Genomic DNA, 22177 nt, shown 5'->3' on the forward strand with positions numbered 1-22177 from the left:
ACAATTTCTGTTAGCGGGAACTGTAACCATAACAATAATGATTGTGTGTCACTGTTACCATCTTTTTCCCCGACGTAGCATAGCCTTCTGTCCACTTTCAGGAGAGCCACTATGCTCGATCCCTCTTTCTTCAGTTACGTTACCGTGATGTCGATTACGCCAGGCCCGAACAACCTGCTGCTGGCGACCTCCGGGGTCAATTTTGGCATGCGGCGTACCCTGCCGATGGTGCTCGGCATTCTGGTGGGCTGTGCGGTGCAGACGGTCATTGCCGGCCTGGCGCTGGAGATATTGCTGCACTGGATGGCGGCAATTCGCCTGCCGCTGACGCTGGCAGGCTGTGCCTATTTGCTGTGGTTATCCTGGAAAATTTTTCGCGCTGCCGCACCGGAAGCGCGCACCCGCCCGCAGCCGATGACGATGGTGGGGGGGGCCTGCTTCCAGGCGATTAACCCCAAAGCCTGGCTGATGGCCACCAACGTCGCGCTGCTCTACAGCGGCAGCAGCGGCGTGCTGACGGTGATGATCGGTTTTATGCTGCTCAATCTGCCCTGCATCCTGATCTGGGCTGCGCTGGGCGACCGCCTGCGCAGCCATCTGCAAATTGCCTGGAAGCGTCAGCTGTTTAACAGCCTGATGGCGCTGTCGCTGGTGGCGACCACCGTCTGGATGCTGACCGACGCCCTGCTGGCCGCTTAATCAGGCACGCCGGGTGCGGTGGCCGACGGCCATTTCCAGTTCTGCACCTCGGGCAAATCTTCGCCATGTTCACGGACATAGCGATGATGTTCCGCCAGACGCTGCTGCAAATCTTCCAGCAGTTCAGGATGAGCGTCGGCCAGGCCCGGCACGCGCAGAATCGCCTCCTGCGCCAGATGATAGCGGTCAAGCTCGTTCAGCACCGTCATATCAAATGGCGTGGTGGTGGTTCCCTCTTCATTGAAACCCCGGACATGGAAGTTACGATGATTGGTGCGCGAATAGGTCAGGCGATGCACCAGCGCCGGATAGCCGTGGAAGGCAAAAATCACCGGCTTGTCCTGGGTAAACAGCGCATCAAAGTCCGCATCCGATTTACCATGCGGATGTTTGTCCTGCGGCTGCAGTGCCAGTAAGTCGACTACGTTCACCACGCGGATGCGCAGTTCAGGCAGCATCCCGCGCAGCAGATCCACCGCCGCCATCGTCTCCATGGTCGGCACATCACCGGCACAGGCCATCACCACATCCGGCTGTTCATTGCCGGGCGTGGTGCCCGCCCAGCGCCATTCGCCCATACCCGCTTCGCAGTGCGCCACGGCGCTGTCCATATCCAGCCACTGCGGCGCAGGCTGCTTGCCCGCAACAATCACATTGATCCGGTTCCAGGTGCGCAGGCAGTGATCGCCAACCCACAGCAGCGTATTGGCATCGGGCGGCAGATAGATGCGCACAATATCCGCTTTCTTGTTGGCAACGTGATCCATAAAGCCCGGATCCTGATGGCTGTAGCCATTGTGGTCCTGTCGCCAGACGTGTGAAGAGAGCAGGTAGTTCAGCGACGAGATCGGCTTACGCCAGCCCAGTTTACGCGACACCTTCAGCCACTTGGCGTGCTGGTTAAACATGGAATCGACGATGTGGATAAAGGCTTCATAGCAGTTAAACAGCCCGTGGCGGCCGGTCAGCAGATAGCCTTCAAGCCAGCCCTGACACTGATGCTCACTGAGAATTTCCATCACCCGGCCATCCCGTGCCAGTTGCTCGTCGTAAGGCTCGGTTCTTTCAAGCCAGGTGCGGCTGGTCACGTCAAAGACCGGCGTCAGACGGTTAGAGGCCGTTTCATCCGGGCCAAACAGGCGAAAATTATCGCGGTTGCGCTGGAACAGCACGCTGAGATAGCGGCCCAGATGCTCAGTAGCCTGCGCCATCGCTTTGCCTGGCTCGCTGACATCGCAGGCAAACTCCGCCAGTGCAGGCGTATCCAGCTCACGACGCAGCAGGCCGCCATTGGCATAAGGCGAAGCCCCCATGCGCTTATCGCCTTCCGGTGCCAGCGCCTGCAGTTCCGTTTTCAGGCGACCCTGTTCATCAAACAGATCATCGGGCTGGTAGCTGCGCATCCACGTCTCCAGGATCTGGCGATGACCGTCGTCTTCGCGGCAGGCCGCGACCGGCACCTGATGCGCCCGCCAGAAATCCTCCACTTTCTTACCGTCCACCGTTTTAGGGCCGGTCCAGCCTTTGGGGCTGCGCAGGATAATCATCGGCCAGCGCGGCACGTCGGTACTGGCGTTGCCTGTACGTGCGTCGCGCTGATACGCGGCGATTTTAGCGAAGGCGCTATCCAGTGCCTCCGCCATCAGCGGATGCATTTTTTCCGGCTCATCTCCGCAGACAAACAGCGGCTCGTAGCCGTAGCCGCTGAAGAGCTGACGCAGATCTTCATCGCTGCTGCGACCCAGCAGCGTCGGGTTGGCAATCTTATAGCCGTTAAGATGCAGAATCGGCAACACCGCGCCGTCACGTTCAGGATTGAGGAATTTGATGCCATGCCAGCTGGAGGCCAGCGGCCCGGTCTCCGCTTCGCCGTCGCCGATGACGCACGGCACAATCAGATCGGGGTGATCGAAAGCGGCACCAAAGGCATGAGAGAGCGAATAACCCAGCTCACCGCCTTCATTAATCGAGCCGGGGGTTTCCGGGGCCGCGTGGCTGGGAATGCCGCCCGGAAAAGAGAACTGCTTAAACAGGCGCTGCATACCTGCCGCATCCTGGGAGATGTGCGGATAGATTTCGCTGTAGCTGCCCTCAAGCCAGGTATTTGCCACCATGCCGGGGCCACCGTGTCCTGGCCCGCAGATGTAGATCATATCCAGGTGCTGTTTGCGGATAATCCGGTTGAGGTGGACATAGATAAAATTCAGCCCTGGCGTGGTGCCCCAGTGGCCCAGCAGACGCGGTTTGATGTGCTCCGGTTTGAGCGGTTCGCGTAAGAGTGGGTTATCCATCAGGTAAATCTGACCGACGGAGAGGTAATTTGCCGCCCGCCAGTAGCGGTCGATCAGCGTGAATTCCGGTGACGCAGGGGAGTAAGGCATGCCGGTTCCTCTTGAGCGTTCAGCTAAAAGATGCCTTAACCCTAATAGAGAATACCCGGTACGACCAGGCAACCGGCCAATAAAAAAGGCCCCGCAATGCGGAGCCTCGTTATCAGCGGCGCTGAATTACTTGCCGACGACGAACGCGGTTTCGCGTCCTTCATCGTTGGCCGCCATCGGGGTGACCGGCGAATAGTCGAGCTGCAGAATACGGCTCGTTTCGGCTAACACTTTCTCTGTCAGCGCCACATCGCCGTTCAGCTTACGTCCCCACGACGGGATCACCGCCCGGATTTTGTTCTGCCATTCCGGCGAAGCCATCTGCTCAGGACAGACCTTGTGCAGCAGCTCCAGCATGATCGGGGCCGCAGTAGACGCGCCCGGCGAGGCACCCAGCAGGGCTGAAATCGTGCCATCCTGTGAAGCGACCACTTCGGTGCCCAGACGCAGCACGGCACCCTCTTTTTCATCTTTCTTGATGATCTGCACACGCTGACCGGCCGTCACTAAACGCCAGTCCTCCTGCTTCGCCTGCGGCACATAGGCGCGCAGGGCGTCCATCCGGTCGCGATCGCTTTGCAGTACCTGATCCATCAGGTATTTCACCAGGTCAAAACTTTTCAGCCCCACTTTTACCATCGGCAGCATATTGCTGCTGTTCAGTGAGGTGAACATATCCATCAGCGAGCCCTGCTTCAGGAACTTGGTCGAGAAGGTGGCAAACGGGCCAAACAGCAGCACCTGCTTGCCATCCAGCACGCGGGTGTCAACATGCGGCACTGACATCGGCGGCGCACCGACGCTGGCTTTACCGTAGACCTTGGCCATGTGCTGCGCGACGACCTGCGGATTTTCTGTCACCAGGAAAGAACCGCCCACCGGGAAACCGGCGTAACCGTTGGCTTCCGGGATACCTGCCTTCTGCAGCAGCGGTAGTGCCGCGCCGCCCGCGCCAATAAAGATTTTGCCCGCGGTCAGTGTGCGACGCGTGCCGCTGCTCAGACACTGCAGCGTGACCTGCCAGCGACCGTCAGCGAGCTGCTTCAGCTCGCGCACTTCCTGACGCAGACGCAGCTGGAAATTCGCTTTCTTCTCTAACGCGGCGATCAGCTGACGGGTGATTTCACCGAAGTTCACATCGGTGCCCATCTCCGTCCAGGTCGCGGCCACTTTCTGGTTGCGGTCACGGCCATTCATGACCAGCGGGATCCAGCGGGCAATCTGCTGCGGATCTTCGGAATAGGCCATGCCACGGAACAGCGTGCTTTTCTGCAGCGCCCTGAAGCGCTTGCGCAGGAAGTCGACATTGTCGTCACCCCAGACAAAGCTCATGTGTGGCGTGCTGTGAATAAAGCTTTTCGGGTTGCGCAGGTTGCCTTTCTGAACCTGATAAGCCCAGAACTGGCGGGAAATCTGGAACGATTCGTTGATCGTTACTGCTTTAGAGATGTCGATGCTGCCATCCGCCTGCTGAGGCGTATAGTTCAGCTCCGCCAGCGCCGCATGACCGGTGCCCGCGTTGTTCCAGCCGTTGGACGACTCTTCGGCCACGCTATCGAGCCGCTCCACCATTTCGATGGACCAGTCCGGCTCTAAATCCTGCAGCCATGCACCGAGGGTAGCGCTCATCACACCTGCGCCAATCAGCAGCACGTCAACGTCTTTGCGCTCCTGCGCGGTAGTAGTGGTGTCCTTTGCCATGGCACTCATCGCGAGCGCAAGGTTTACAGCTGAATTGCACATGAGGCGACATCTCCTCTTCTGTTGACCTGAAGCCCAACAGTTTCGCAGGCGAAATAGTCACGCTTCTTGCGAGCGCGTTGCGCTATTTCTCAAAGGTTAAGTCTCAGGTATAAGGTGAAAGCGGTGATAACGCGTTAACTGCACGTTATGCTTTGTCATCCGAATATAACATTCTCGCATCTGAATTAAACATTTGTTTATTTTTTAAATGCAGAAATGATTCAGCATAAGAATTAATCATCATGCGCCGTGGCGTATTAGCGCTTTTTTAGAGTGAAGTCAGTGAGTTAAACGAAAAAGTATGTTGCGGAAAAGCCCCATGCTGGTGCAGTGGCAGAACAGGTGCAAACGGTGCGGAATTATTTAATTAGCTGAAATTTAGCGATTTATTATGCAGTAAGGAATAACGAGAATCGGGGACGGAAGGCCTGATCGAGGTCTCGTGTAAAAATAATGTTACATTTTTGTGAGTCTGAAAATGCGTGCACGCGGGCGCACGCATCGGATTCACTTATGACGGCTTCACACTGGCAGGCAGCTTTTTCAGACTTATCGCCATGCGGTTATAGGTGTTCATCAGGCCAATCGCGATGTTCAGATCGACAATCTCTTTTTCACTGAAGTGCTCGGTCAGTGTGGTAAAGCAGGCGTCTGGCGCACCCTGCTGAGCAATCAGCGTCAGGCATTCAGCCCAGTGCAGGGCCGCCTTCTCCTTATCACTGAACAGTGCGCCGGATTCATGCCAGACCGACGTCAGCACGATCTTATCCCAGCCCATGCCCGCTTTATTCAGCGCTTTGGTATGCAGATCAATGCAGTAGGCGCAGCCGTTAATCTGCGATATGCGCAGGAACAGCAGTTCCAGTAAAGTGAGCGGCAGATCGCTTTGTGCCAGATAACTGTATACGCCGCCCAGCGCTTTCATGCCTGCCGGTGCCGCACTGTGAAAATCGATACGTTCGCTCATTTTGTTGCCTCCTGTGATTGATGAGGCCATTTTCAGACTTTCAATGGAGCAGATAAAGTGCCAAAAAACAGCAGTCTGACTGGCCCATCGCCGCTTTCTATGCTGACATTGCAGCGCGGTGCGTCACGTGGCCTTAGCGAACAACTGCGTCAGCAAATCGAACAGGCCATTGGTGAAGGGCGCTTGCCGCCCGGTGCCCGTCTGCCATCCTGTCGCGATCTGGCGGCACAGCTCGGCGTGGCGCGCGGTACCGTTCGCGCCAGCTATGACATGCTGGTTGATGGTCAGTTTCTGCAGACGAGAGGCGCAGCGGGCACGTTCGTCAGTTCATTACCGCCGTTAAAACCGGTCAGCGCCCGTTCTGAACGTCAGCGACTGGAGGGCACAGAAGAGTATGAAGCGCCCCCGCTGACCTTTCAGATGGGCATTCCTGCCAGTGATGCGTTCCCGGCCAAAGTCTGGCTGCGTATTCTCCAGCGTCAGACGCGGATGCAGGTCAGCAGACCGGCCAGCTATCCCGATCCACGCGGCAGCTTAGCGCTGCGGCAGGCGCTGGTGGCCTATCTGGCTGTGGCACGCGGGCTGCGCTGTCAGGCGGATCAGATCATCATTACCAGCGGCTATGCGGGCGCGATGGGACTGATTGGCCTGGCCATGGATTTTCAGGGCAAAACGGCCTGGCTGGAAGATCCCGGATTCTGGGTGGCACGCCGTGCAATAGAAGCGCTGCGCGTCACGCCGGTTGCCGTGCCGGTTGATGCCGAAGGGTTGCAGGTAGAGGCCGGGATTGCCCGCGCACCGGATGCCGCTTTTGCGCTGGTCACGCCGGGACAGCAGGCACCGCTTGGCATGACGATGAGTCTGGCGCGTCGCCATGCGTTGCTGAACTGGGCCAGCCGCGGGCAGCGCTGGATTATCGAAGATGACTACCTCGGTGAGCTCCAGCCCGGTAATCGTGCGGCACCGGCACTGGCAGCGCTCGACAGCGAAGGGCGGGTATTGCACATCGGCACCTTCAGCAAGACGCTGACGCCGCAACTGCGGCTGGGTTTTATGGTGGTTCCACCCGCGCTGACGGCGCGCTTTGGTGAGGTGTGCGCACTGCTTTCACCGGCGTCTTCGGGATTACTGCACAATGCGGTGGCGGCGTTTCTGCGGGAGGGGCACTTCATGCGGCATCTGCGTCGCATGAAGCGTGTCTATCATGAGCGGCTGGAGCAGATGATCGCGGCGCTCCAGCCCCGCTTTCCAGACCTGCAGCGCGCCGGGCTGGCAGTGATTGTCCGCTTACCCGACGGCTTTCCGGATCAGGTTATTGCACAGCAGGCGGTGGAGTGGGGCATGGCACCGTCTCCGCTGTCGATCTGGTATCAGCAGGCCGATCAGCGCAGTGCGGGACTGGTGCTGGGGGCGGCCCATCTGCCGCGTGAGGGTTATACGCGCAGCGCCGAACGGCTAAAAGCGCTGGTCGATGCGCAGGCGGTCAGGCCCTGAACCAGCGACGCCAGACAAAGCGGATCACAAAAAATTCCAGTGCGCCCAGCAGCAAAAACCAGACGCAAAACACAACTGTGTAGAGCTGATTCAGATCCTGCAAATGGAACATCTGCAACAGATGCTGCGCCACCGTCACGCTAAAGGCGGGTGCGGGCAGCAGCAGCGCCGAGAGAAAGCCGAGCAGCAAAATGCCACCCGGCACGATCAATGTCTCAAAAGGGTTATTCATAACCGGTTTCCCTGTTTATCAGACCGGCATTTTCCGGTAATCGGCGACACGGTTCAATGATGATGTGCGGCAATGCGCGTGTCCGGGGCGTTAACTGACCAGAAAGATGGTCAGAAAATGCTTTGCTACCATCGACTTAGCGCCATTCATAGCGAATGATAAGAGTTATAGCCTTTGCTATACTTAAATCCATGATTTTACTGTCTTTTTATCCTAAGGTTTGCGTGGTAGACTGCGCCCACTTTTTCATAACTGAACACTTTGTGTGGTGAATTCAGCGTGAATTGCCGCTTTTTCGCCCCAGGTGAATAAATCATGACCTTTATTGCCACTTTAATTCTTGCGCTGGGTATGTCGATGGACGCGTTTGCTGCTGCACTGGGCAAAGGGGCCACGCTGCATCGTCCCGGTTTTAAAGAAGCGCTGCGTACTGGTCTGATCTTCGGCTCTATTGAAGCGCTGACCCCGCTGATTGGCTGGGCGCTTGGCCTGGCTGCCAGCCGTTACATTATGGCGTGGGATCACTGGGTTGCCTTCAGCCTGCTGGCGTTCCTCGGTGGCCGTATGATGATGGAGGGTTTCCGTCAGACGGCCGTCGCAGAACCCTGCGAAGCCCCGAAAAGCCACGGCTTTGTGGTACTGGCAACCACTGCGGTCGCCACCAGTCTGGATGCACTGGCGGTTGGCGTGGGTCTGGCTTTCCTGCAGGTCAATATCATCACCACCGCGCTCACCATTGGTGCCGCCACTACCGTAATGGCGACGACCGGTGTTCTGGTCGGGCGCTTTATTGGTCCGGTACTGGGCAAATGGGCCGAAGTTCTGGGTGGCCTGGTGCTAATCGCCGTTGGTTCGACCATTCTGCTGCAACATCTCGGCTACACCGCTTAGGGCTTTTGCCTGTAAAACCGGCATTTTTGTGATCTGGTTCAAATTTATTTGCTGTGAAAACGCACAGCGGCTATACTTTTTCAGTATATCTTCAACTAAATTTGAATCAGGTATTCCATGAAACGCATTCTTAAACACGTATTCCGCGCATACGTTGAGACGTTCAAACACGTCCCGCCGGGTGCCATGTACTAAGCACGCCGCAAGAAACCCTCGATAATCGCGGTCAGGGATCGACCTGTGATTATCACCTTCTGTTTTTACCTCCTCTGATTTAAGCCTTCTCCGGACTCAGGTTCGCCCCCTGAACGTTCAGGAGAAAAACGCCTGACTCCCGGCTAATCATCACGTTATCTTGCTGGCAACCCGGTTACTTTGATGCCCTGGCACCACTCATGCCCGGGGACCCATCGTGGCCTCCATCACTGCCTCCACTCCCGCCCATACCGCCTGCGCCACCTGGTCCCGCATCGCCACCATTGCGACCGTTACCCGAACCGTCGCCATTGCCGCCATTACCCCCGTTTCCTCCGTCCTGACCGCCATTACCGCCATCGCCGCCGTTTCCATTGCTGCCCGCACCTGCATTTCCTCCGTCCCCTCCGTTACCGTCCCCGCTGCCGTCTCCGCCATCGCCGCCGTCACCGTCAGCCCATGCAGACGCGCTGACAAGACCCGTAACAACAGCAGACGTTACCGTGAAAACGGTAACGACCGGTCTGAGCAAAGCGGATGTGAAAATAATAAAGAAAACACCTTTGCGCATAATCTGTTTCATCGGATATCGTCCTCTCCTCTTTGATCTTCAGGGTTACATATCACCACCGTCACCACCGTCACCACCGTCACCACCGTCGCCGCCGTCGCCGCCTGACGAATTGTCGCCACTGCCTCCATCGCCACCGTTCCCGCCGTCAGCGCCGTTGGTGCCGCCGTTTCCACCCTTACCGCCATCAGAATTATTTCCTGTGCCGGCATCGCCGCCATTTCCGCCATTACCACCGGACGCACCCGGACCACCATCACCGCCATTGCCACCGTTTGCGATCGGGACAAATGCGGTTGCCGATCTCTGCGCGAAATGGAGGGGAGTGGCACAGGCTGCGTGTGTGAGAATCGTTAGTGCGCATACACTAAGCTTCACTACTCTGATGCTGCGTCTACAGGGATTCAGACTGATCATTACTGCCTCCGTTTCCTCCATTGCCTCCTGCTGAGTTATCCGCTGCACCGCCGTCGCCGCCATTTCCGCCATTAGCGCCCGGGCTCATATTTTTATGATGCTTGTGATGTTTATGGTGAGCCCCCGGCTCTGCTCCGGCACCATTGCCACCGTTGCCGCCATTCCCTCCATTTGGCGCGCCATTTCCTCCGTTGCCGCCATTAAGGCAATCAGTCCCCGGAACGCCGTTTTTACCATTCTGACCATCAGGCGAATTTATTTGCCCGTCCTGGCCATTCTGGCTCTCACAGGCAGCGAGTTGCGGGGCAGCGACTGTTTGTGTATCCGCTAAAACCTGCAGGGAAAATATCCCGAGAGATAAAGAGAGCAGGGTGAATAAATGACGTTTCCTGAACATAATCATTTCAACCTCTTAATGAGTAGCTGCCACACTATGTGGCAGCCGTAGCAGGATGTTCCGATCGGTTAATTAAGCACCGCCGCCATCACCCCCATCACCGCCACCGTTTCCGTCCCCGGAGCCATTACCGTCTCCTGAGCCATTTCCTGTTCCGTTATCATTACCGCTCCCGTTGCCATTACCGCTGCCACTGTTATTACCCCCGTCACCCCCATCACCTCCCGGGGAGTTGGCACCGGAACCGCCATTACCCCCATCACCACCATTGGCATCACCGATTAAGACGAAGGACTGTGCGGAATGAGATGCAACGGGCAAACTGTGCAGAGGCGCGGCGACAGATAGACGGGCTGTCGCAACCAGTAAAAAGCTTAAAGCAAGCGTGATTTTATTAAGTCTCATAATCCATCCTTAACGTAATAAATACATGAGAGAAAAACACATTGCTGATAAACCCGCATAGGGGGCTGCTTCAGTTAATTAAAAAAGCCTGTAAAAGGAAAGTAAGACAGGTGTAATGAGAAGTATCTGTGGATGAGCTGATATGTGTAAAAACGAAAAAGATTTGATGGATTATAAACGCCTGTTTCTGGCCGGGGCTGATGAATCAGCTCTGCTCATAAAGTGAGAAGCACGTCACAGTCACATAGTTTACAGCCTGAAACGCATTACATTTTTATTAATGCATCACCTTTCTGTTTAACAGCAGTGTGAGGTTTTTATTAAAAAAGGCATTTCTGAAAATAAATCTGTCTGTTATTCCGGAAATTAAAATCCCATAAAAATAAATATGATTATCTGAACCAGATGAGGTGCAGTAATCAGCAAGGGTATCGGCTGGAAAACGCTAACTCTCCCACGTTAAATCTGGTGATTCTGTCTGGCGCAATGAGCCCGGAATTCGCTCTTTTTTCGTTTGTCAGGTTCCGGACGGACGGCGTTATCTGTTGCTGCAGGCAGGGGGTTTGGTGCCTCTGGTTTTGCTGTTATAGCGTTAGCAGGCTTTCACACCATACTGGCTCTGCGCCCATCATTTTATACAGGACCTGACGTTGCAGTCGCTTGCTCTCTTTGAGGGCTGACGTTGACGATGTTTCCCCCCAACCCTCCATTAACCCGCCGCCCCTCCGATCCCGTCCTACACTGAATTATTCTCCCCAAATCAGGAGCAGCGGATGATCCAGAAGCATCGACGAAAACAGGCAGCGATTGTGGCAGGCGTGGGATTAGGTGTGGCAGCGACGCTTTGGGGCATGAAACGCTGGCAGCAACTGAAGCAGACGCCGCCGGTGTCGCCGCGCAGTCATCACGCCGGGCTGGCGGGTTACTTCCAGCAGGTGGGCGACTGGCGCATGTTTACCCGCGTCACGCCCAATGAAGATCGGGGATTGCCGGTGGTGCTGGTTCACGGTCTGGTGATGTCGGGCCGGGCGATGGAGCCGCTGGCGCTGGCGCTGGGGCGCGACTATCACGTGCTGGTGCCGGATCTGCCCGGTTTTGGTGCCAGTGCGCTGCCTGCGTCTGCGCCGATCATGTCTGTGGATGAGCAGGCTGATGCGCTCTGGCTCTGGCTGCAGCATAACGGATTCCAGCGTGCCATCTGGGTAGGTAACTCGTTTGGTTGTCAGATTCTGGCGGCGCTGGCGGTGAGATATCCGCAGGCGGTGGCGGGACTGGTGCTGCAGGGGCCGACAGTTGATCGTCATGCGCGCAGCCTGCCGCGTCAGCTGTGGCGCAGCTGGCGTAACGGGCAGCTGGAAAAGCGTCGGCCACCGGGGCCGCTGGCCCGCATCGACTACGCCAAAGCGGGTCTGTGGCGCGCCTTTGGTACGATGCGTGCCATGATGCGTGACCGCATCGAACATCGTCTGACTTACATTACCGCACCGACGCTGCTGCTGCGCGGTTCCCGCGATCCCATCTGTCGGGCGCGCTGGCTGGGTGAGCTGGCTGCCCTGATGCCGCACAGCGAAACGCTGACCCTGCGCGACGGCACCCACACGCTGCACTACGTCTATCCGTGGAGTTTCTGCAACGCCATTCGCCCCTTCCTGGCGCGTATTCAGCAGGAGAATCAGCATGAGTAAACCGCCCAAGGGCATCGCCCGTTTTGACTCTGCCGCCGCCATGCTGCTGGCGCTGGCCAATGCGCTTCACGATCGTCCCTTTGCCAGTCCGAGCCAGTCACCGACGCTTGACCGCCTGCTGCCCTCGCTGAACCGTCTGCCCACCGGGCTGCGTGAATGGGGTTATGCGCTGGGCGGGATGGCAGAAGGCATCAGCCTGCGTCAGGCGGGCGAGCTGGATGTGGAAGGCATCGCTGAATGGATGGTCAGTGAGTACCCGCAGCAGGAATATCCGGCGGCGTTTATCGGCTCGTCAAACGGTGCGCTGGTGCATCTGGCGTCGGCGATGGGCGTGCCCTGGCTGCCGCAGACCTTTCTCTGCCCGGTGCGGGCGACCCACAGCGATCCTGATGATGCGATGGCGAGCTTTGAGCAGGGCAAAGAGATCGCTGCCGCACTGCTGGCCGCCTGGCCCAGGCTGGCGGTTCACCACATGCATGACCCGAATCAGGATCGGCTGATGCTCGACCAGATGCGCTATTTCCGGCTGAAACTGCGCGAACTGCCGCTGGCCTTTAATGAATTCCTGATGGGCAGTCTGCCCGCCGGATCAACGTTGTTTATCAACCACTGCACCCGCCAGTGGCCGGTAACACGCACCAGCGATCGCTCATTCTTTCAGTTTGGCGCGCTGGGTGGCGCAACTGAAAAAGAGTATCTACAGGGAGGCCCGAGGGTAGCGGAATATCTGGCACGTTACGGCATTGACCGGGAACGCTGGACGCCGCCTGAGATTACCGACCACGTGCCGGAAGCGGAGTGGGGCCTCGATGGCTACCTGATCTCACCCCTGAAAAAGCTGGCAGAGGCTCAGAGCCTGAAGCTGATGGAGATTCGTTACGAAGACCCGGAAGCGATGAGTTACGTGGTGGCCGAAATTTACCGCGACTGGTATCTGGCGGCAGGCATCTTACCGACCCGGCTGACGGTGGACAGTTTCCTGCTGATGGATCCCTGGTGTACCCAGCAGCAGCAGGCGATTCCGTTCTGGCTGGTGTTCTGCACCGAACCGTCCGCAACAGCACTGCAACGCTTCCTGGAAAAACAGCCGCCGTTCCGCAACATCGACATGATGCTCTTTTCTCACGGCACAGACAGTATCGGGCTGGCAGAAATTGATCGCTGGCGGGCGCTGTTATCCCATGCGCGTGATGAGGGCGTATTGATTGGCGTGGATGAAGAGCGCTTCCCGCGTGATTTCGCAACGTTTGCCCGCTTCGACTCGGCGCTGCGTGAACGGGCACCGCTGTTGCCACCCCCACCGCCACTCAGTACCGTGAAGGTGATGGAGGGGATTAAGCGTTACGGTGCGAAATATGGCGTCACCCTGACGGCGCTGACGTAGTCGCCGCGCCGTCAGCGGGAATTATTCGCCGTCGGTAATCGGCTGGCGTACCAGCAGCAGGTAAGCAAGTGCGCCCACCAGCGTTACGCAGGCACAAATCATCAGCGCCAGGCTGAATGATTGGGTGGTGTCGAGCACCCAGCCGGTGATGACGGGCGCGAACGAGGCGAAGATAAAGCTGGCGAAGTTCTGGATGCTGCCGACCGAGGCGGTCATGCGGGCGGTGACGTTGGCGTGGATCAGCCCCCAGCATGACGTTCCGGCAAAGTGGATACAGAACAGCGCCATCCCGATCAGCGTCACGGCGCTGGTGGTGTCGGTTGCGCGGGTCACCACGGCGGTAAACCCGGCGGACAGCAGCATCCCGCTGACGATGCAGACTTTACGGGTTTTCACCGCATTAAAGCCGCGACGCACCAGCGAGTCAACCACATAGCCATTCAGCAGCATACCTGCCGCACCAAACAGGAACGGAATCGCCGCCAGCAGACCGGTACTTTTCAGATCGAGGTGATAAGTGGACTGCAGATAGCCCGGCAGCCAGGCGATATAGAGCCACGCCGTGTAGTTAATGCCGCTAAAGCCAATCATCATGCCCCACATGGTGCGCTGCTTAAACAGGCCGCGCCACTCTCTGAAGCTGATCGGCTCTTTACGCGACGCCACACTGCCCGCCTGCAGATAGTGGATCTCTTCGGCGCTCAGGGTGTTGTTGTCGCGGTCGCGATAAATCATATACCAGCCGATCGCGAGGAACATGCCGAGGATACCGATGGTGACAAACATGCCACGCCAGCCCATCACCAGCATCATCGCCGCCAGAATCGGCGGTGCCACCGACAGCCCAATCATCGACGCGGCGTTGAACATGCCCATCGGCATACCGCGATCTTTAATGTTGAACCAGTCATTGATCACTTTCACGCCACAGGGGTTCATCGGCGCTTCGCCAATACCGAGGCCGATGCGCACCAGCACGAACTGGGTGAAGTTATGCACCAGACCCGAAGCCGCCTGGAACAGCGACCAGATGAACATGCCGATACCGAGCATAATGCGCGGGCCTTTACGGTCCAGCAGCGCACCGCACGGCAGCTGCGCCAGGCCATACGCCAATGAAAAGGCGGAGAGCAGCACGCCGATTTCGGTCGCGCTCAGCCCCATCTCGTCGCGGATGGTCATATTGGCTACCGACAGCGAGCTGCGATCCAGATAGTTGATGATGGCCGCAAACAGCAACAGCAGCATGGCCGTGATCTGCACTTTGCGGATGCGCGGTGAACGCACCACGTCGCTGCGCATCGGCACGAAATCCTGGTCTGATGTCGTGTCGCCAGTCGCACTGTCGCGGCCGGTTACTGAGGTCTTTTCCATTGCACTCTCCCGAAACTGGGTACTTATCGTTATGGTGAGAAGGGGTTTGCGCGCAGCGGCAAAAGGCCACCGTGACGTTACCGTCGAGACTAAGAGCAAAGGGAAAAGGATGTTGCAAAGATGTTTCTGAATCGTGCGGGAGCTAATGCTTTGTGGTTTTTAATCGGTTTTTAATTGTACTGGCCGATGGAGCGCACCATCGAGGTTTTGGCGGTCGCCAGATGGTTATGCAAGGCACAGAGCGCGTCGACATCCTGATGGCTAATCAGCGCGGTCAGAATCGCCATATGCTCCTCCAGCGCCACGATATTTCGCTGTTTTAGATCGCTTTCATCCCACTGATAATGCGAATGAAAGATCACCGAGATAATCTCCAGCGACTGATTGAAAAACGGGTTGTTTGCGGCGGATAGAATCAGCGAATGCATCTCGCGGTCCAGCGCGGCAAAGTGGCGATAGTTGCTGGCGATGGTATCGCGCATCGATCGGTGTCGATCCAGCAGATCCCGCGCCTGCACCCAGCGCTCATCGCTGGCGGGCAAATTCAGGAAGCGGCTCAGGGCATGGGTTTCCAGCATCTCGCGCAGTTCGAACAGCTTCCCGGCGTAATCCTGAGTGAATTTTTTCATGCGCCACTGGCCCCGTTTCACCGGTTCCAGCAGGTCATAGCGCATAAAGCGCAGCAGGAACTCGCGCACCACCACCGGACTGACCCTGGCCTGCTGTGCCAGTTGCAGCTCGCTGAACACATCACCGGGCACCAGCTGCCGCTGATTAATCATATTAAAAAACAGCTGCTCAAAGTGGCTGGCCTGCTGCTCAATGGGCGGCGTCAGGGCGCTAAAACTGTCCTCTTCACGGGGTTCGCGCACGATAACGTAAGTCTGATCGACTTTGTCGAGCACGCCGCACTGATGCAGATAGTGCAGGGTATGACGCACCGTCGTGCGGCTGATATTGAACATCTCTGCCAGTGCCGCCTGCGGTGGCAGAGGTGAACGAATATGGCGCTGCGCAATACTCTCCAGCATCTGGTTGATGACGTTCTGACGCAAATTCTGGCTGCGGCTCATCTCGCTCTCCTGTTTTTTATGCATTAAAAACCATTCAAAGCCCAAAAAAATCGCCGTGCTTCACAGTTCCCGCAAACGAACGCCGCGCTGCGGGCAGGATTCGCCATAACTGCCTGCAGGACAACCGGAGAATCACCATGATAACAATGAAAGCACTGGTCATCGCTGAACCACGTAAGATGGTCTGGGCCACCCGCAGTACACCCGTGCCTGCCGCTGGCGAGGCGCTGATTAAAATCCTCACCGCCGGGATCTGCGGCACTGACATCCACGCCTGGTCCGGCAATCAGCCATTCTTCAGCTATCCCCGCGTGCTGGGCCATGAAATCTGTGCGGAAGTGGTGGCGCTGGGCAGTGGCGCACAAGGTTTTCAGCCGGGCCAGCGGGTAGCGTTAATGCCCTACATCTCCTGTCTGCGCTGCGACGCCTGCCAGAGCGGCAAGACCAACTGCTGTGAGCAGATCTCGGTGATTGGCGTGCATCAGGATGGCGGCTTCTGCGATTACCTGAGCGTGCCGGTCAGCACGCTGCTGGCGGTGGATGAGGTGGCACCGGAAGCGGCCGCGCTGATTGAGCCGTTTGCCATCAGCGCCCATGCGGTGCGGCGTGCCGGGATTGTAGCGGATGAGCAGGTGCTGGTGGTGGGTGCCGGACCCATTGGTCTGGGCGTTGCGGCTATTGCGGCCGCCAGCGGTGCGCAGGTGGTGGTGGCGGATACCAGCGAATTTCGCCGTCAGCATGTTGCTGACCAGCTTGGGCTGGCGGCACTGAATCCGGCTGATGCGGCGTTTCACAGCGCACTGCGCGAGCAGTTTGGCGGCCGTCTGGCGCTGAAAGTGATCGACGCCACCGGCAGCCCGGCGGCGATGAACAATGCGGTTAACCTGATGCGGCACGGCGGCACGATCGTCTATGTCGGCCTGCACAAAGGCGATCTGGTCATCCCCGACAGTGAATTCCACAAAAAAGAGACCACGCTGATGGGCAGTCGCAACGCCACCCGCGAAGATTTCGACCGGGTGCGTGCGCTGATGGCCAGCGGCCAGCTGCGTGCCGACATGATGCTGAATCACCATCTGGCCTTTTCTACGCTGGATGAAACCTTCGAATCGCAAATCATCAACAACCGCGAACTGATCAAAGGCGTGATTCACTTCGACCGATAACGCGGCCAGCCAGCGCTTCAGGGGGCGATCAGGGTCTCAAAGAAGTGCGCCCGCACCGCGTCCGCGTCCACGCCGAGCGCAATACGCTGTGCGGGCAGACCGGCAAACGGATCGGCTCGTGATGCCAGCGCGCTCAGTTTACGCACCGTCTGACCGCAGGCGATGCCCTCAGTGATAACCCGCAGCGGGCTTTCAGTGAGGGTAAAGGCCTGCGGCAGAGTAAGCCACGCCACCGCCAGGGTGTCGTGCAGTGCCATACCCTCGAATCCCTCTTTCTCCAGACTGTAAGCCAGGTAAGGACGACAGATGGCGCTCAGCACCGGCTGATTCAGACGCTGCACCTCATCGCCGCTGATCAGCACCTTGTGGGTGACATCCAGCGGGATGACCACCACGTTCAGCGCCGAGGCGAGCACCTGATCGGCGGCGTGCGGATCTTTCCAGATATTAAATTCGCTGAAGGGCGTCACGTTGCCGCTGTGGCCGTCGGTGCCAAACGCACCGCCCATGATCACCAGCTCTTTCACCAGCGGAATAATATCCGGTGCCTGATTAATGGCCGTGGCGATATTGGTCAGCGGCCCTATCGCCACCAGCGTGATCTGATGCGGCTGCGCCCGCACGCTGTCGATAATAAACTGCACCGCACCGGGCGCCTGATCGCTACAGGTATTCTCAAACGCATCGCCCAGTCCGTCTTCGCCGTGCAGCCTGGCAGGCGCAGAGGGTGCCAGCGCCAGCGGCCGTGAACAGCCGCGCCAGACCTCCGCGTTAATCGCCATTTTGGCGCAGAACAGCCGGGCATTTTTCACCGCCTGGCCGACCGCCACGTTGCCAAAAACCGTGGTAATCCCCAGCAGATGCTGCGTCCGCGCCGCGTACGCCAGCGCAAAGGCGTCGTCCACGCCAATATCTGTATCAAAAATCAGGGTTCGCATAAGGTCTCCGCAACAGGCTGTAAACCCTCAGCATTACCCTGCCAGCCGCACAGACGTCAAGCGATTCAGCCGCCATGCGCACCCGCTTGCCAGCCTGAAACGGGCGTCGTATTATCACCGGCTCAAGGTGATGGCGTGCCACCTTTCCCAACCGCCGGTGGGCTTAACACCGGCTGATGACGCCTGACACTCAATCCTTTCGCGGGAGCTGAGGCGTCAGGCGCAGTTTATCTCTGCCTTTCCCCCCTCAGCCCGGCATCACTCTGAATTCAGGAGCAAGACATGTTTAAACCGTTACTGGCTGTGATGATCGGCGGTTCTGCAGGCTGTGTACTGCGCTGGCTGTTCGCGATGCGCTTTAATGCGCTGTTTCCCAATCTGCCGCCTGGCACGCTGCTGGTGAATCTGATCGGCGGTCTGGTGATCGGCGGGGCAATGGCCTGGTTTGTCCGCCATCCCGACATCGACCCGATCTGGAAACTGCTGATCGTCACCGGGCTCTGCGGCGGGCTGACGACCTTCTCCTCTTTCACGGCAGAATTAATGGGATTGCTACAATCAGGGAAGTATCTCTGGGCGATGGCCAGTGCGCTGGTGCATGTGATTGGCTCGCTGCTGATGGCGTTTGCCGGTTTCGCGCTGGTCACGCTGCTGGGCTGACCCGGCACGCGGCCTGCCGCTTAAGCGGGATACTGTTTTCGGGTGTCCGCGTCGCATAATGCGCAACGCGGGCGCTGACCCTCACCGATTATTCCGGACGATTAAGGAGCCGAGCAATGCGAACCAACCCCACATTCCTTAACCTGGTGCTGTTAAGCGGTGAACCCGACCAGAAGCTGCAGGCGGCGCGTGACGCCGGTTTCGATCAGGTGGAGATCTGGCGCGAGGATGTCGAGGCGTATAAAGGCGGTGCGGCGGCACTGGCTGCGATCAGCGCACGACAGGGACCTGGCTTTACCAATCTGCAGGTGCTGCGTGATTTCACCGGCGCACCCAGCGCGCTGCGATCTCAGAAGCGAGAAGAGCTGCGCCAGTTTATACAGATTGCCCAGGCGCTGGGCTGTGACACTCTTCAGGCTCCGGCCAGCACCCGTGAGGATTGCTGCGCCGATCAGATTGATGATGACCTGCGCTGGATGGCCTCTGAAGCTGCGCGCTACAACATGCGCATTATGTATGAGCCGATGGCCTGGTGCAGCGTGGACAACACCCTGCCGCTGGCGTGGCAGCGATTGCAGCGTCTGGATCAGCCCAATATCGGGCTGGTGGTGGATCTGTTCCATATCTGCGCACTGGGTGGCGATGCCTCCCATCTGGATGGCATTCCTGCCGATCGCATCTATGAAGTGCAGCTGTGTGATATGGCCGCCGTTCCCGCGCAGGATAAGCAGAGCCTGATGGCGATGGCGAAGCACCAGCGCCTGCTGCCCGGCGATGGGATTATCGACGTTAAACGCTTTGTCGATAAGCTTAAAAGCGCGGGCTATCAGGGGCCGGTGGGTATCGAAGTCTTTAACGATGCGCTGAAACGTCTGCCGCCCGACGTGGCTGCCCGCCATGCCCGGGAGGCGTTAACGCGCTGCTGGGGTTAATCCTGTAAGCACTGCCCGATAAACGCGGCGGCGTGCATCGCACCCTGAGCCGAAATGGTGTGGCCGGTGGCGGGTTCAAAACGCACGTCGACCGGCACCCCGGCTGCCCGGAGTCGTGCGGCAGCAGATTCGCTCTCCTGCCACGGGATCACTTCATCAGCCTGACCGTGGATGAGCAGCGCGGGCACATGAGCCTGCGGAGTGAATTCACCGTCCACCGCCAGACGACCGGAAAAGGCGACCACACCCGCCAGCGGATAACGGCCAGAGGCCAGCGCATCCAGCGCCATGATCGACCCCTGTGAAAAGCCGACCAGCACCACATCCTGCCAGCGATCGGCAAAGCCGTGCTGCGTAACGATGTCGTTAAGGATCGCATCAAACGCGGCCCGCGCGGCCCGTACCCGACCCGGCCGGTTCTCTGGCGTCACGTCTGCCAGGCTGAACCACTGCCAGCCAAAACCGGCGGGAAAACGTTCAGGCGCATTGGGCGAGGCAAAAACCACATCCGGCAACAGCGTCGCCCAGTGACGGCCAATGGGTGCCAGATCGTCGCCGTTACTGCCCACGCCATGCAGAAAAATCACCAGTGCTTTTGCCATCATTGCTCCTGTTATAAACCGTATTCACTCAGATCCGGCCCGGCCGGCACGATGCCGTTCGGGTTTAGCGCCTTGATCGAGTAGTAACCCTGTTTGATATGGTCAATGTTGACCGTTTCACGTATGCCAGAGACCGACAACATGCTCTTAAGATAGCGATTCAGCAGCGTATAGTCGCGAATCCGGCGCAGGTTGCATTTGAACAGGCCATGATAGGCAGCGTCAAAGCGAATCAGGGTCACGAACAGGCGAATATCGGTTTCCGTCAGCCGTTCACCCAGCAGGAAAGTACGGCCATCGCTGAGCAGCGCCTCCAGTTCATCCAGCTGGCTGAAGACGTCATGGAATGCCTGCTGGTAGCTGACAGAGGTGGTGGCGAAGCCCGCACGATAAACACCGTTATTCAGACGCGGATAGAGGCTCTCATTCAGCGCATCAATTTCTGCACGCAGCGCAGCGGGATAAAGGTCGATGCGGTTATCGGCCAGATCGCCAAAGCCGCTGTTAAACATGCGCACAATGTCTGCGGACTCGTTGCTGACGATGGTGCCGGTTTTCTTGTCCCACAGCACCGGCACGGTTGCCCGGCCCGTATAATCGGGCGCGACGCGGGTATAGATTTCGTGCAGGTATTGCGCGTTGTTCAGCGGGTCCGCCTGCGCGCCGGGAAAATTGCCGAAGCGCCAGCCCTGGGCACCCAGCTGCGGCTCCACCACCGTCACGCTGATCAGCGACGCCAGCCCCTTGAGTTTGCGGGCGATCAGCGCACGTGACGCCCACGGACAGATCAGCGCCACATAAAGATGATAGCGATCGGGTTCAGCGGCAAATTCAGTGGAGCCGTCGCTGCTGATAAAATGCCGGAAACCGGACGTCTGACGGACAAACCCGCCCTGGTTATCGGTAGCCTGCACCGGATGCCAGTCACTACTCCATTTGCCTTCTACTAACATCGTGCGACTCCTCTCTTTGTTTGAGAAGCAGCTTAACTGATGACTAAACGGCTGATAATCCGGTCACAAAGACAATCATTTCTTCCATTATGGAAGCAATCACGCGGGCGGAACGTGGGTGAAGTGGGTCACCAGGAAGTCGATGAGCAGGCGCGCCCGGTGTGCCAGATGGCGGGCGGGCGGGTAAACCACAAACAGCCCCAGCGGTGGCGTGTCGAAGTTATCCAGCAGGCGGACTATGTCACCGCGTTGCAGCGCCGGTGCGGCGATAAAACCGGGCAGACGCGCAATACCTAATCCGGCCACCGCCGCCTGCAGGCAGGCTTCAGTGTTGGCGAAGCGCAGACGACCGCGTATCGGCACGGTCACGATCTCACTGCCGGAACCGGAAAACGGCCAGTGCCAGGGATCGCGGAAATTGGTGTCGATAATGCACTGATGATGGGCTATCTCACGCCAGTGCTGTGGTGTGCCGAACTGCTCAAGATAGACGGGTGACGCGGCGATGCGCACATGCACTTCACCCAGCTTGCGTGCTACCAGGCTGCTGTCGCTGAGGTTGCCGATGCGGATCGCCATATCAAATCCCTCATCGACGATGTTCACGGCCCGGTCCGAAAAGCTGACATCCAGCTCAATCAGCGGATAGCGCCGGGCAAAGGCCACCAGCACCTGGGAGAGCACCGCTGTGCCAAAGGAGCCGGGCGCGCTGATTTTCAGCCTGCCGGTGGGCGTGGTGGCGCTTTCACGTACGCTCGCATCCAGCGTCTCAAACGCATCGAGCAGGTTTTTTACCCGCTCATAATAGGTGCGGCCAACGTCGGTGGGTGACAGGGCGCGCGTGCTGCGCTTAAACAGCTGGACGCCGAGCTGCTGCTCCAGCTTTGAAACCCGTTTAGAAGCCTGACTGCTGCTGGTGCCGAGGCGTAACGCCGCCGCTGAAAAGCTGCCGGTTTCCAGCACCGTGACAAACATCCGGTCACATTCGAGTCGATCCATGGCGAAGTCCTGTGGAGGT

21 protein-coding genes and 1 riboswitch are annotated in these 22177 nt (G+C 58.2%); of the genes, 8 read left to right on the plus strand and 13 right to left on the minus strand.

The features are described from left to right. Positions 1-111 precede the first annotated feature (111 nt). Complete coding sequence (locus tag N5J69_RS17425; protein WP_279771836.1) at positions 112-699, plus strand: LysE family translocator; 588 nt, start codon at positions 112-114, stop codon at positions 697-699. Here the strand turns inward: N5J69_RS17425 and N5J69_RS17430 are convergent. The 3 genes from N5J69_RS17430 to N5J69_RS17440 all read right to left on the minus strand — a co-directional run bounded on the left by N5J69_RS17430 (position 696) and on the right by N5J69_RS17440 (position 5790). Then, entirely contained in the window at positions 696-3080 is a 2385-nt protein-coding gene (locus N5J69_RS17430; protein WP_279771837.1) for a phosphoketolase family protein, read from the minus strand. The two genes, N5J69_RS17425 and N5J69_RS17430, sit on opposite strands and share 4 nt — an antisense overlap. Positions 3081-3206: 126 nt before the next feature. After that, positions 3207-4823, minus strand: a complete 1617-nt coding sequence (gene mqo / locus N5J69_RS17435) for a malate dehydrogenase (quinone) (RefSeq protein ID WP_279771838.1) — start codon at positions 4821-4823, stop codon at positions 3207-3209. 511 nt (positions 4824-5334) lie between these two features. After that, the gene (locus N5J69_RS17440; protein ID WP_279771839.1) at positions 5335-5790 is read right to left on the minus strand and encodes a carboxymuconolactone decarboxylase family protein; all 456 of its coding nucleotides are present in this window, start codon (positions 5788-5790) and stop codon (positions 5335-5337) included. 57 nt (positions 5791-5847) lie between these two features. Between N5J69_RS17440 and N5J69_RS17445 the strand changes: the two genes are divergently transcribed. After that, positions 5848-7284 carry a PLP-dependent aminotransferase family protein gene (locus tag N5J69_RS17445; RefSeq protein WP_279771840.1) on the plus strand — a complete coding sequence of 479 codons (1437 nt, stop codon included), beginning with the start codon at positions 5848-5850 and terminating at the stop codon, positions 7282-7284. On the opposite strand, the gene N5J69_RS17450 is transcribed toward N5J69_RS17445, so the two are convergent. Continuing rightward, complete coding sequence (locus tag N5J69_RS17450; protein ID WP_279771841.1) at positions 7274-7516, minus strand: DUF1158 domain-containing protein; 243 nt, start codon at positions 7514-7516, stop codon at positions 7274-7276. The genes N5J69_RS17445 and N5J69_RS17450 overlap by 11 nt on opposite strands. Before the next feature lie 315 nt (positions 7517-7831). Here N5J69_RS17450 and mntP point away from each other — a divergent pair, with 315 nt between their 5' ends. Then, positions 7832-8407, plus strand: coding sequence for a manganese efflux pump MntP (gene mntP, locus N5J69_RS17455; protein ID WP_279771842.1), 576 nt, complete (start codon positions 7832-7834; stop codon positions 8405-8407). Positions 8408-8800: 393 nt separating this feature from the next. On the opposite strand, the gene N5J69_RS17460 is transcribed toward mntP, so the two are convergent. The 3 genes from N5J69_RS17460 to N5J69_RS17470 form a co-directional block, all read right to left on the minus strand. Further along, positions 8801-9091 (minus strand): hypothetical protein, encoded by a 291-nt coding sequence (locus N5J69_RS17460; RefSeq protein ID WP_279771843.1) that lies wholly within the window; start codon positions 9089-9091, stop codon positions 8801-8803. Between the two features lie 90 nt (positions 9092-9181). Continuing rightward, positions 9182-9463, minus strand: coding sequence for a hypothetical protein (locus tag N5J69_RS17465; protein ID WP_279771844.1), 282 nt, complete (start codon positions 9461-9463; stop codon positions 9182-9184). 104 nt (positions 9464-9567) lie between these two features. After that, complete coding sequence (locus tag N5J69_RS17470) at positions 9568-9993, minus strand: hypothetical protein (RefSeq protein ID WP_279771845.1); 426 nt, start codon at positions 9991-9993, stop codon at positions 9568-9570. Positions 9994-11165: 1172 nt separating this feature from the next. Here N5J69_RS17470 and N5J69_RS17475 point away from each other — a divergent pair. Together N5J69_RS17475 and N5J69_RS17480 are read left to right on the plus strand one after the other, a co-directional pair. Beyond that, positions 11166-12077: an alpha/beta fold hydrolase gene (locus N5J69_RS17475; RefSeq protein WP_279771846.1), complete on the plus strand. Its 912-nt coding sequence runs from the start codon at positions 11166-11168 to the stop codon at positions 12075-12077. Continuing rightward, entirely contained in the window at positions 12070-13461 is a 1392-nt protein-coding gene (locus tag N5J69_RS17480; protein ID WP_279771847.1) for a hypothetical protein, read from the plus strand. The genes N5J69_RS17475 and N5J69_RS17480 overlap by 8 nt, the downstream gene beginning before the upstream one ends. Positions 13462-13482: 21 nt before the next feature. Here the strand turns inward: N5J69_RS17480 and N5J69_RS17485 are convergent, their stop codons facing one another. After that, positions 13483-14835, minus strand: a complete 1353-nt coding sequence (locus tag N5J69_RS17485) for an MFS transporter (protein ID WP_279771848.1) — start codon at positions 14833-14835, stop codon at positions 13483-13485. 170 nt (positions 14836-15005) lie between these two features. Further along, complete coding sequence (locus N5J69_RS17490) at positions 15006-15908, minus strand: GntR family transcriptional regulator (RefSeq protein WP_279771849.1); 903 nt, start codon at positions 15906-15908, stop codon at positions 15006-15008. Between the two features lie 137 nt (positions 15909-16045). Between N5J69_RS17490 and N5J69_RS17495 the strand changes: the two genes are divergently transcribed. Further along, positions 16046-17074 (plus strand): zinc-binding alcohol dehydrogenase family protein, encoded by a 1029-nt coding sequence (locus tag N5J69_RS17495; RefSeq protein WP_279771850.1) that lies wholly within the window; start codon positions 16046-16048, stop codon positions 17072-17074. Between the two features lie 17 nt (positions 17075-17091). On the opposite strand, the gene N5J69_RS17500 is transcribed toward N5J69_RS17495, so the two are convergent. Then, positions 17092-18012: a nucleoside hydrolase gene (locus tag N5J69_RS17500; protein ID WP_279771851.1), complete on the minus strand. Its 921-nt coding sequence runs from the start codon at positions 18010-18012 to the stop codon at positions 17092-17094. A 117-nt stretch (positions 18013-18129) separates the two neighbouring features. Continuing rightward, a riboswitch (Fluoride riboswitch) is annotated at positions 18130-18205 on the plus strand. Between the two features lie 89 nt (positions 18206-18294). Between N5J69_RS17500 and crcB the strand changes: the two genes are divergently transcribed. Together crcB and N5J69_RS17510 are read left to right on the plus strand one after the other, a co-directional pair. Continuing rightward, entirely contained in the window at positions 18295-18672 is a 378-nt protein-coding gene (gene crcB / locus N5J69_RS17505; RefSeq protein ID WP_279771852.1) for a fluoride efflux transporter CrcB, read from the plus strand. 116 nt (positions 18673-18788) lie between these two features. Then, on the plus strand, positions 18789-19604 hold the full coding sequence (locus N5J69_RS17510; protein WP_279771853.1) for a sugar phosphate isomerase/epimerase family protein: 816 nt from the start codon (positions 18789-18791) through the stop codon (positions 19602-19604). Here the strand turns inward: N5J69_RS17510 and N5J69_RS17515 are convergent. From N5J69_RS17515 to N5J69_RS17525, 3 genes are all read right to left on the minus strand, one after another. Continuing rightward, positions 19601-20206, minus strand: a complete 606-nt coding sequence (locus N5J69_RS17515) for a prolyl oligopeptidase family serine peptidase (protein WP_279771854.1) — start codon at positions 20204-20206, stop codon at positions 19601-19603. The genes N5J69_RS17510 and N5J69_RS17515 overlap by 4 nt on opposite strands. Positions 20207-20217: 11 nt before the next feature. Further along, the gene (locus N5J69_RS17520) at positions 20218-21159 is read right to left on the minus strand and encodes a glutathione S-transferase family protein (protein WP_279771856.1); all 942 of its coding nucleotides are present in this window, start codon (positions 21157-21159) and stop codon (positions 20218-20220) included. Positions 21160-21258: 99 nt separating this feature from the next. Further along, positions 21259-22158, minus strand: a complete 900-nt coding sequence (locus tag N5J69_RS17525; RefSeq protein WP_279771857.1) for a LysR family transcriptional regulator — start codon at positions 22156-22158, stop codon at positions 21259-21261. Between the last annotated feature and the right edge of the window lie 19 nt (positions 22159-22177).

Origin of the sequence: Pantoea sp. GD03673, from assembly GCF_029844725.1 — a bacterium.
Classification (GTDB): Bacteria; Pseudomonadota; Gammaproteobacteria; order Enterobacterales; family Enterobacteriaceae; genus Pantoea.

Coding starts and splice junctions, on each gene's coding strand:
- N5J69_RS17510 (WP_279771853.1), top strand. CDS start 18,789: ATGCGAACCAACCCCACATTCCTTAACCTGGTGCTGTTAAGCGGTGAA.
- N5J69_RS17425 (WP_279771836.1), top strand. CDS start 112: ATGCTCGATCCCTCTTTCTTCAGTTACGTTACCGTGATGTCGATTACG.
- N5J69_RS17525 (WP_279771857.1), bottom strand. CDS start 22,158: ATGGATCGACTCGAATGTGACCGGATGTTTGTCACGGTGCTGGAAACC.
- N5J69_RS17490 (WP_279771849.1), bottom strand. CDS start 15,908: ATGAGCCGCAGCCAGAATTTGCGTCAGAACGTCATCAACCAGATGCTG.
- crcB (WP_279771852.1), top strand. CDS start 18,295: ATGTTTAAACCGTTACTGGCTGTGATGATCGGCGGTTCTGCAGGCTGT.
- N5J69_RS17450 (WP_279771841.1), bottom strand. CDS start 7,516: ATGAATAACCCTTTTGAGACATTGATCGTGCCGGGTGGCATTTTGCTG.
- N5J69_RS17475 (WP_279771846.1), top strand. CDS start 11,166: ATGATCCAGAAGCATCGACGAAAACAGGCAGCGATTGTGGCAGGCGTG.
- mqo (WP_279771838.1), bottom strand. CDS start 4,823: ATGTGCAATTCAGCTGTAAACCTTGCGCTCGCGATGAGTGCCATGGCA.
- mntP (WP_279771842.1), top strand. CDS start 7,832: ATGACCTTTATTGCCACTTTAATTCTTGCGCTGGGTATGTCGATGGAC.
- N5J69_RS17440 (WP_279771839.1), bottom strand. CDS start 5,790: ATGAGCGAACGTATCGATTTTCACAGTGCGGCACCGGCAGGCATGAAA.
- N5J69_RS17515 (WP_279771854.1), bottom strand. CDS start 20,206: ATGGCAAAAGCACTGGTGATTTTTCTGCATGGCGTGGGCAGTAACGGC.
- N5J69_RS17430 (WP_279771837.1), bottom strand. CDS start 3,080: ATGCCTTACTCCCCTGCGTCACCGGAATTCACGCTGATCGACCGCTAC.
- N5J69_RS17485 (WP_279771848.1), bottom strand. CDS start 14,835: ATGGAAAAGACCTCAGTAACCGGCCGCGACAGTGCGACTGGCGACACG.
- N5J69_RS17500 (WP_279771851.1), bottom strand. CDS start 18,012: ATGCGAACCCTGATTTTTGATACAGATATTGGCGTGGACGACGCCTTT.
- N5J69_RS17520 (WP_279771856.1), bottom strand. CDS start 21,159: ATGTTAGTAGAAGGCAAATGGAGTAGTGACTGGCATCCGGTGCAGGCT.
- N5J69_RS17480 (WP_279771847.1), top strand. CDS start 12,070: ATGAGTAAACCGCCCAAGGGCATCGCCCGTTTTGACTCTGCCGCCGCC.
- N5J69_RS17495 (WP_279771850.1), top strand. CDS start 16,046: ATGATAACAATGAAAGCACTGGTCATCGCTGAACCACGTAAGATGGTC.
- N5J69_RS17470 (WP_279771845.1), bottom strand. CDS start 9,993: ATGATTATGTTCAGGAAACGTCATTTATTCACCCTGCTCTCTTTATCT.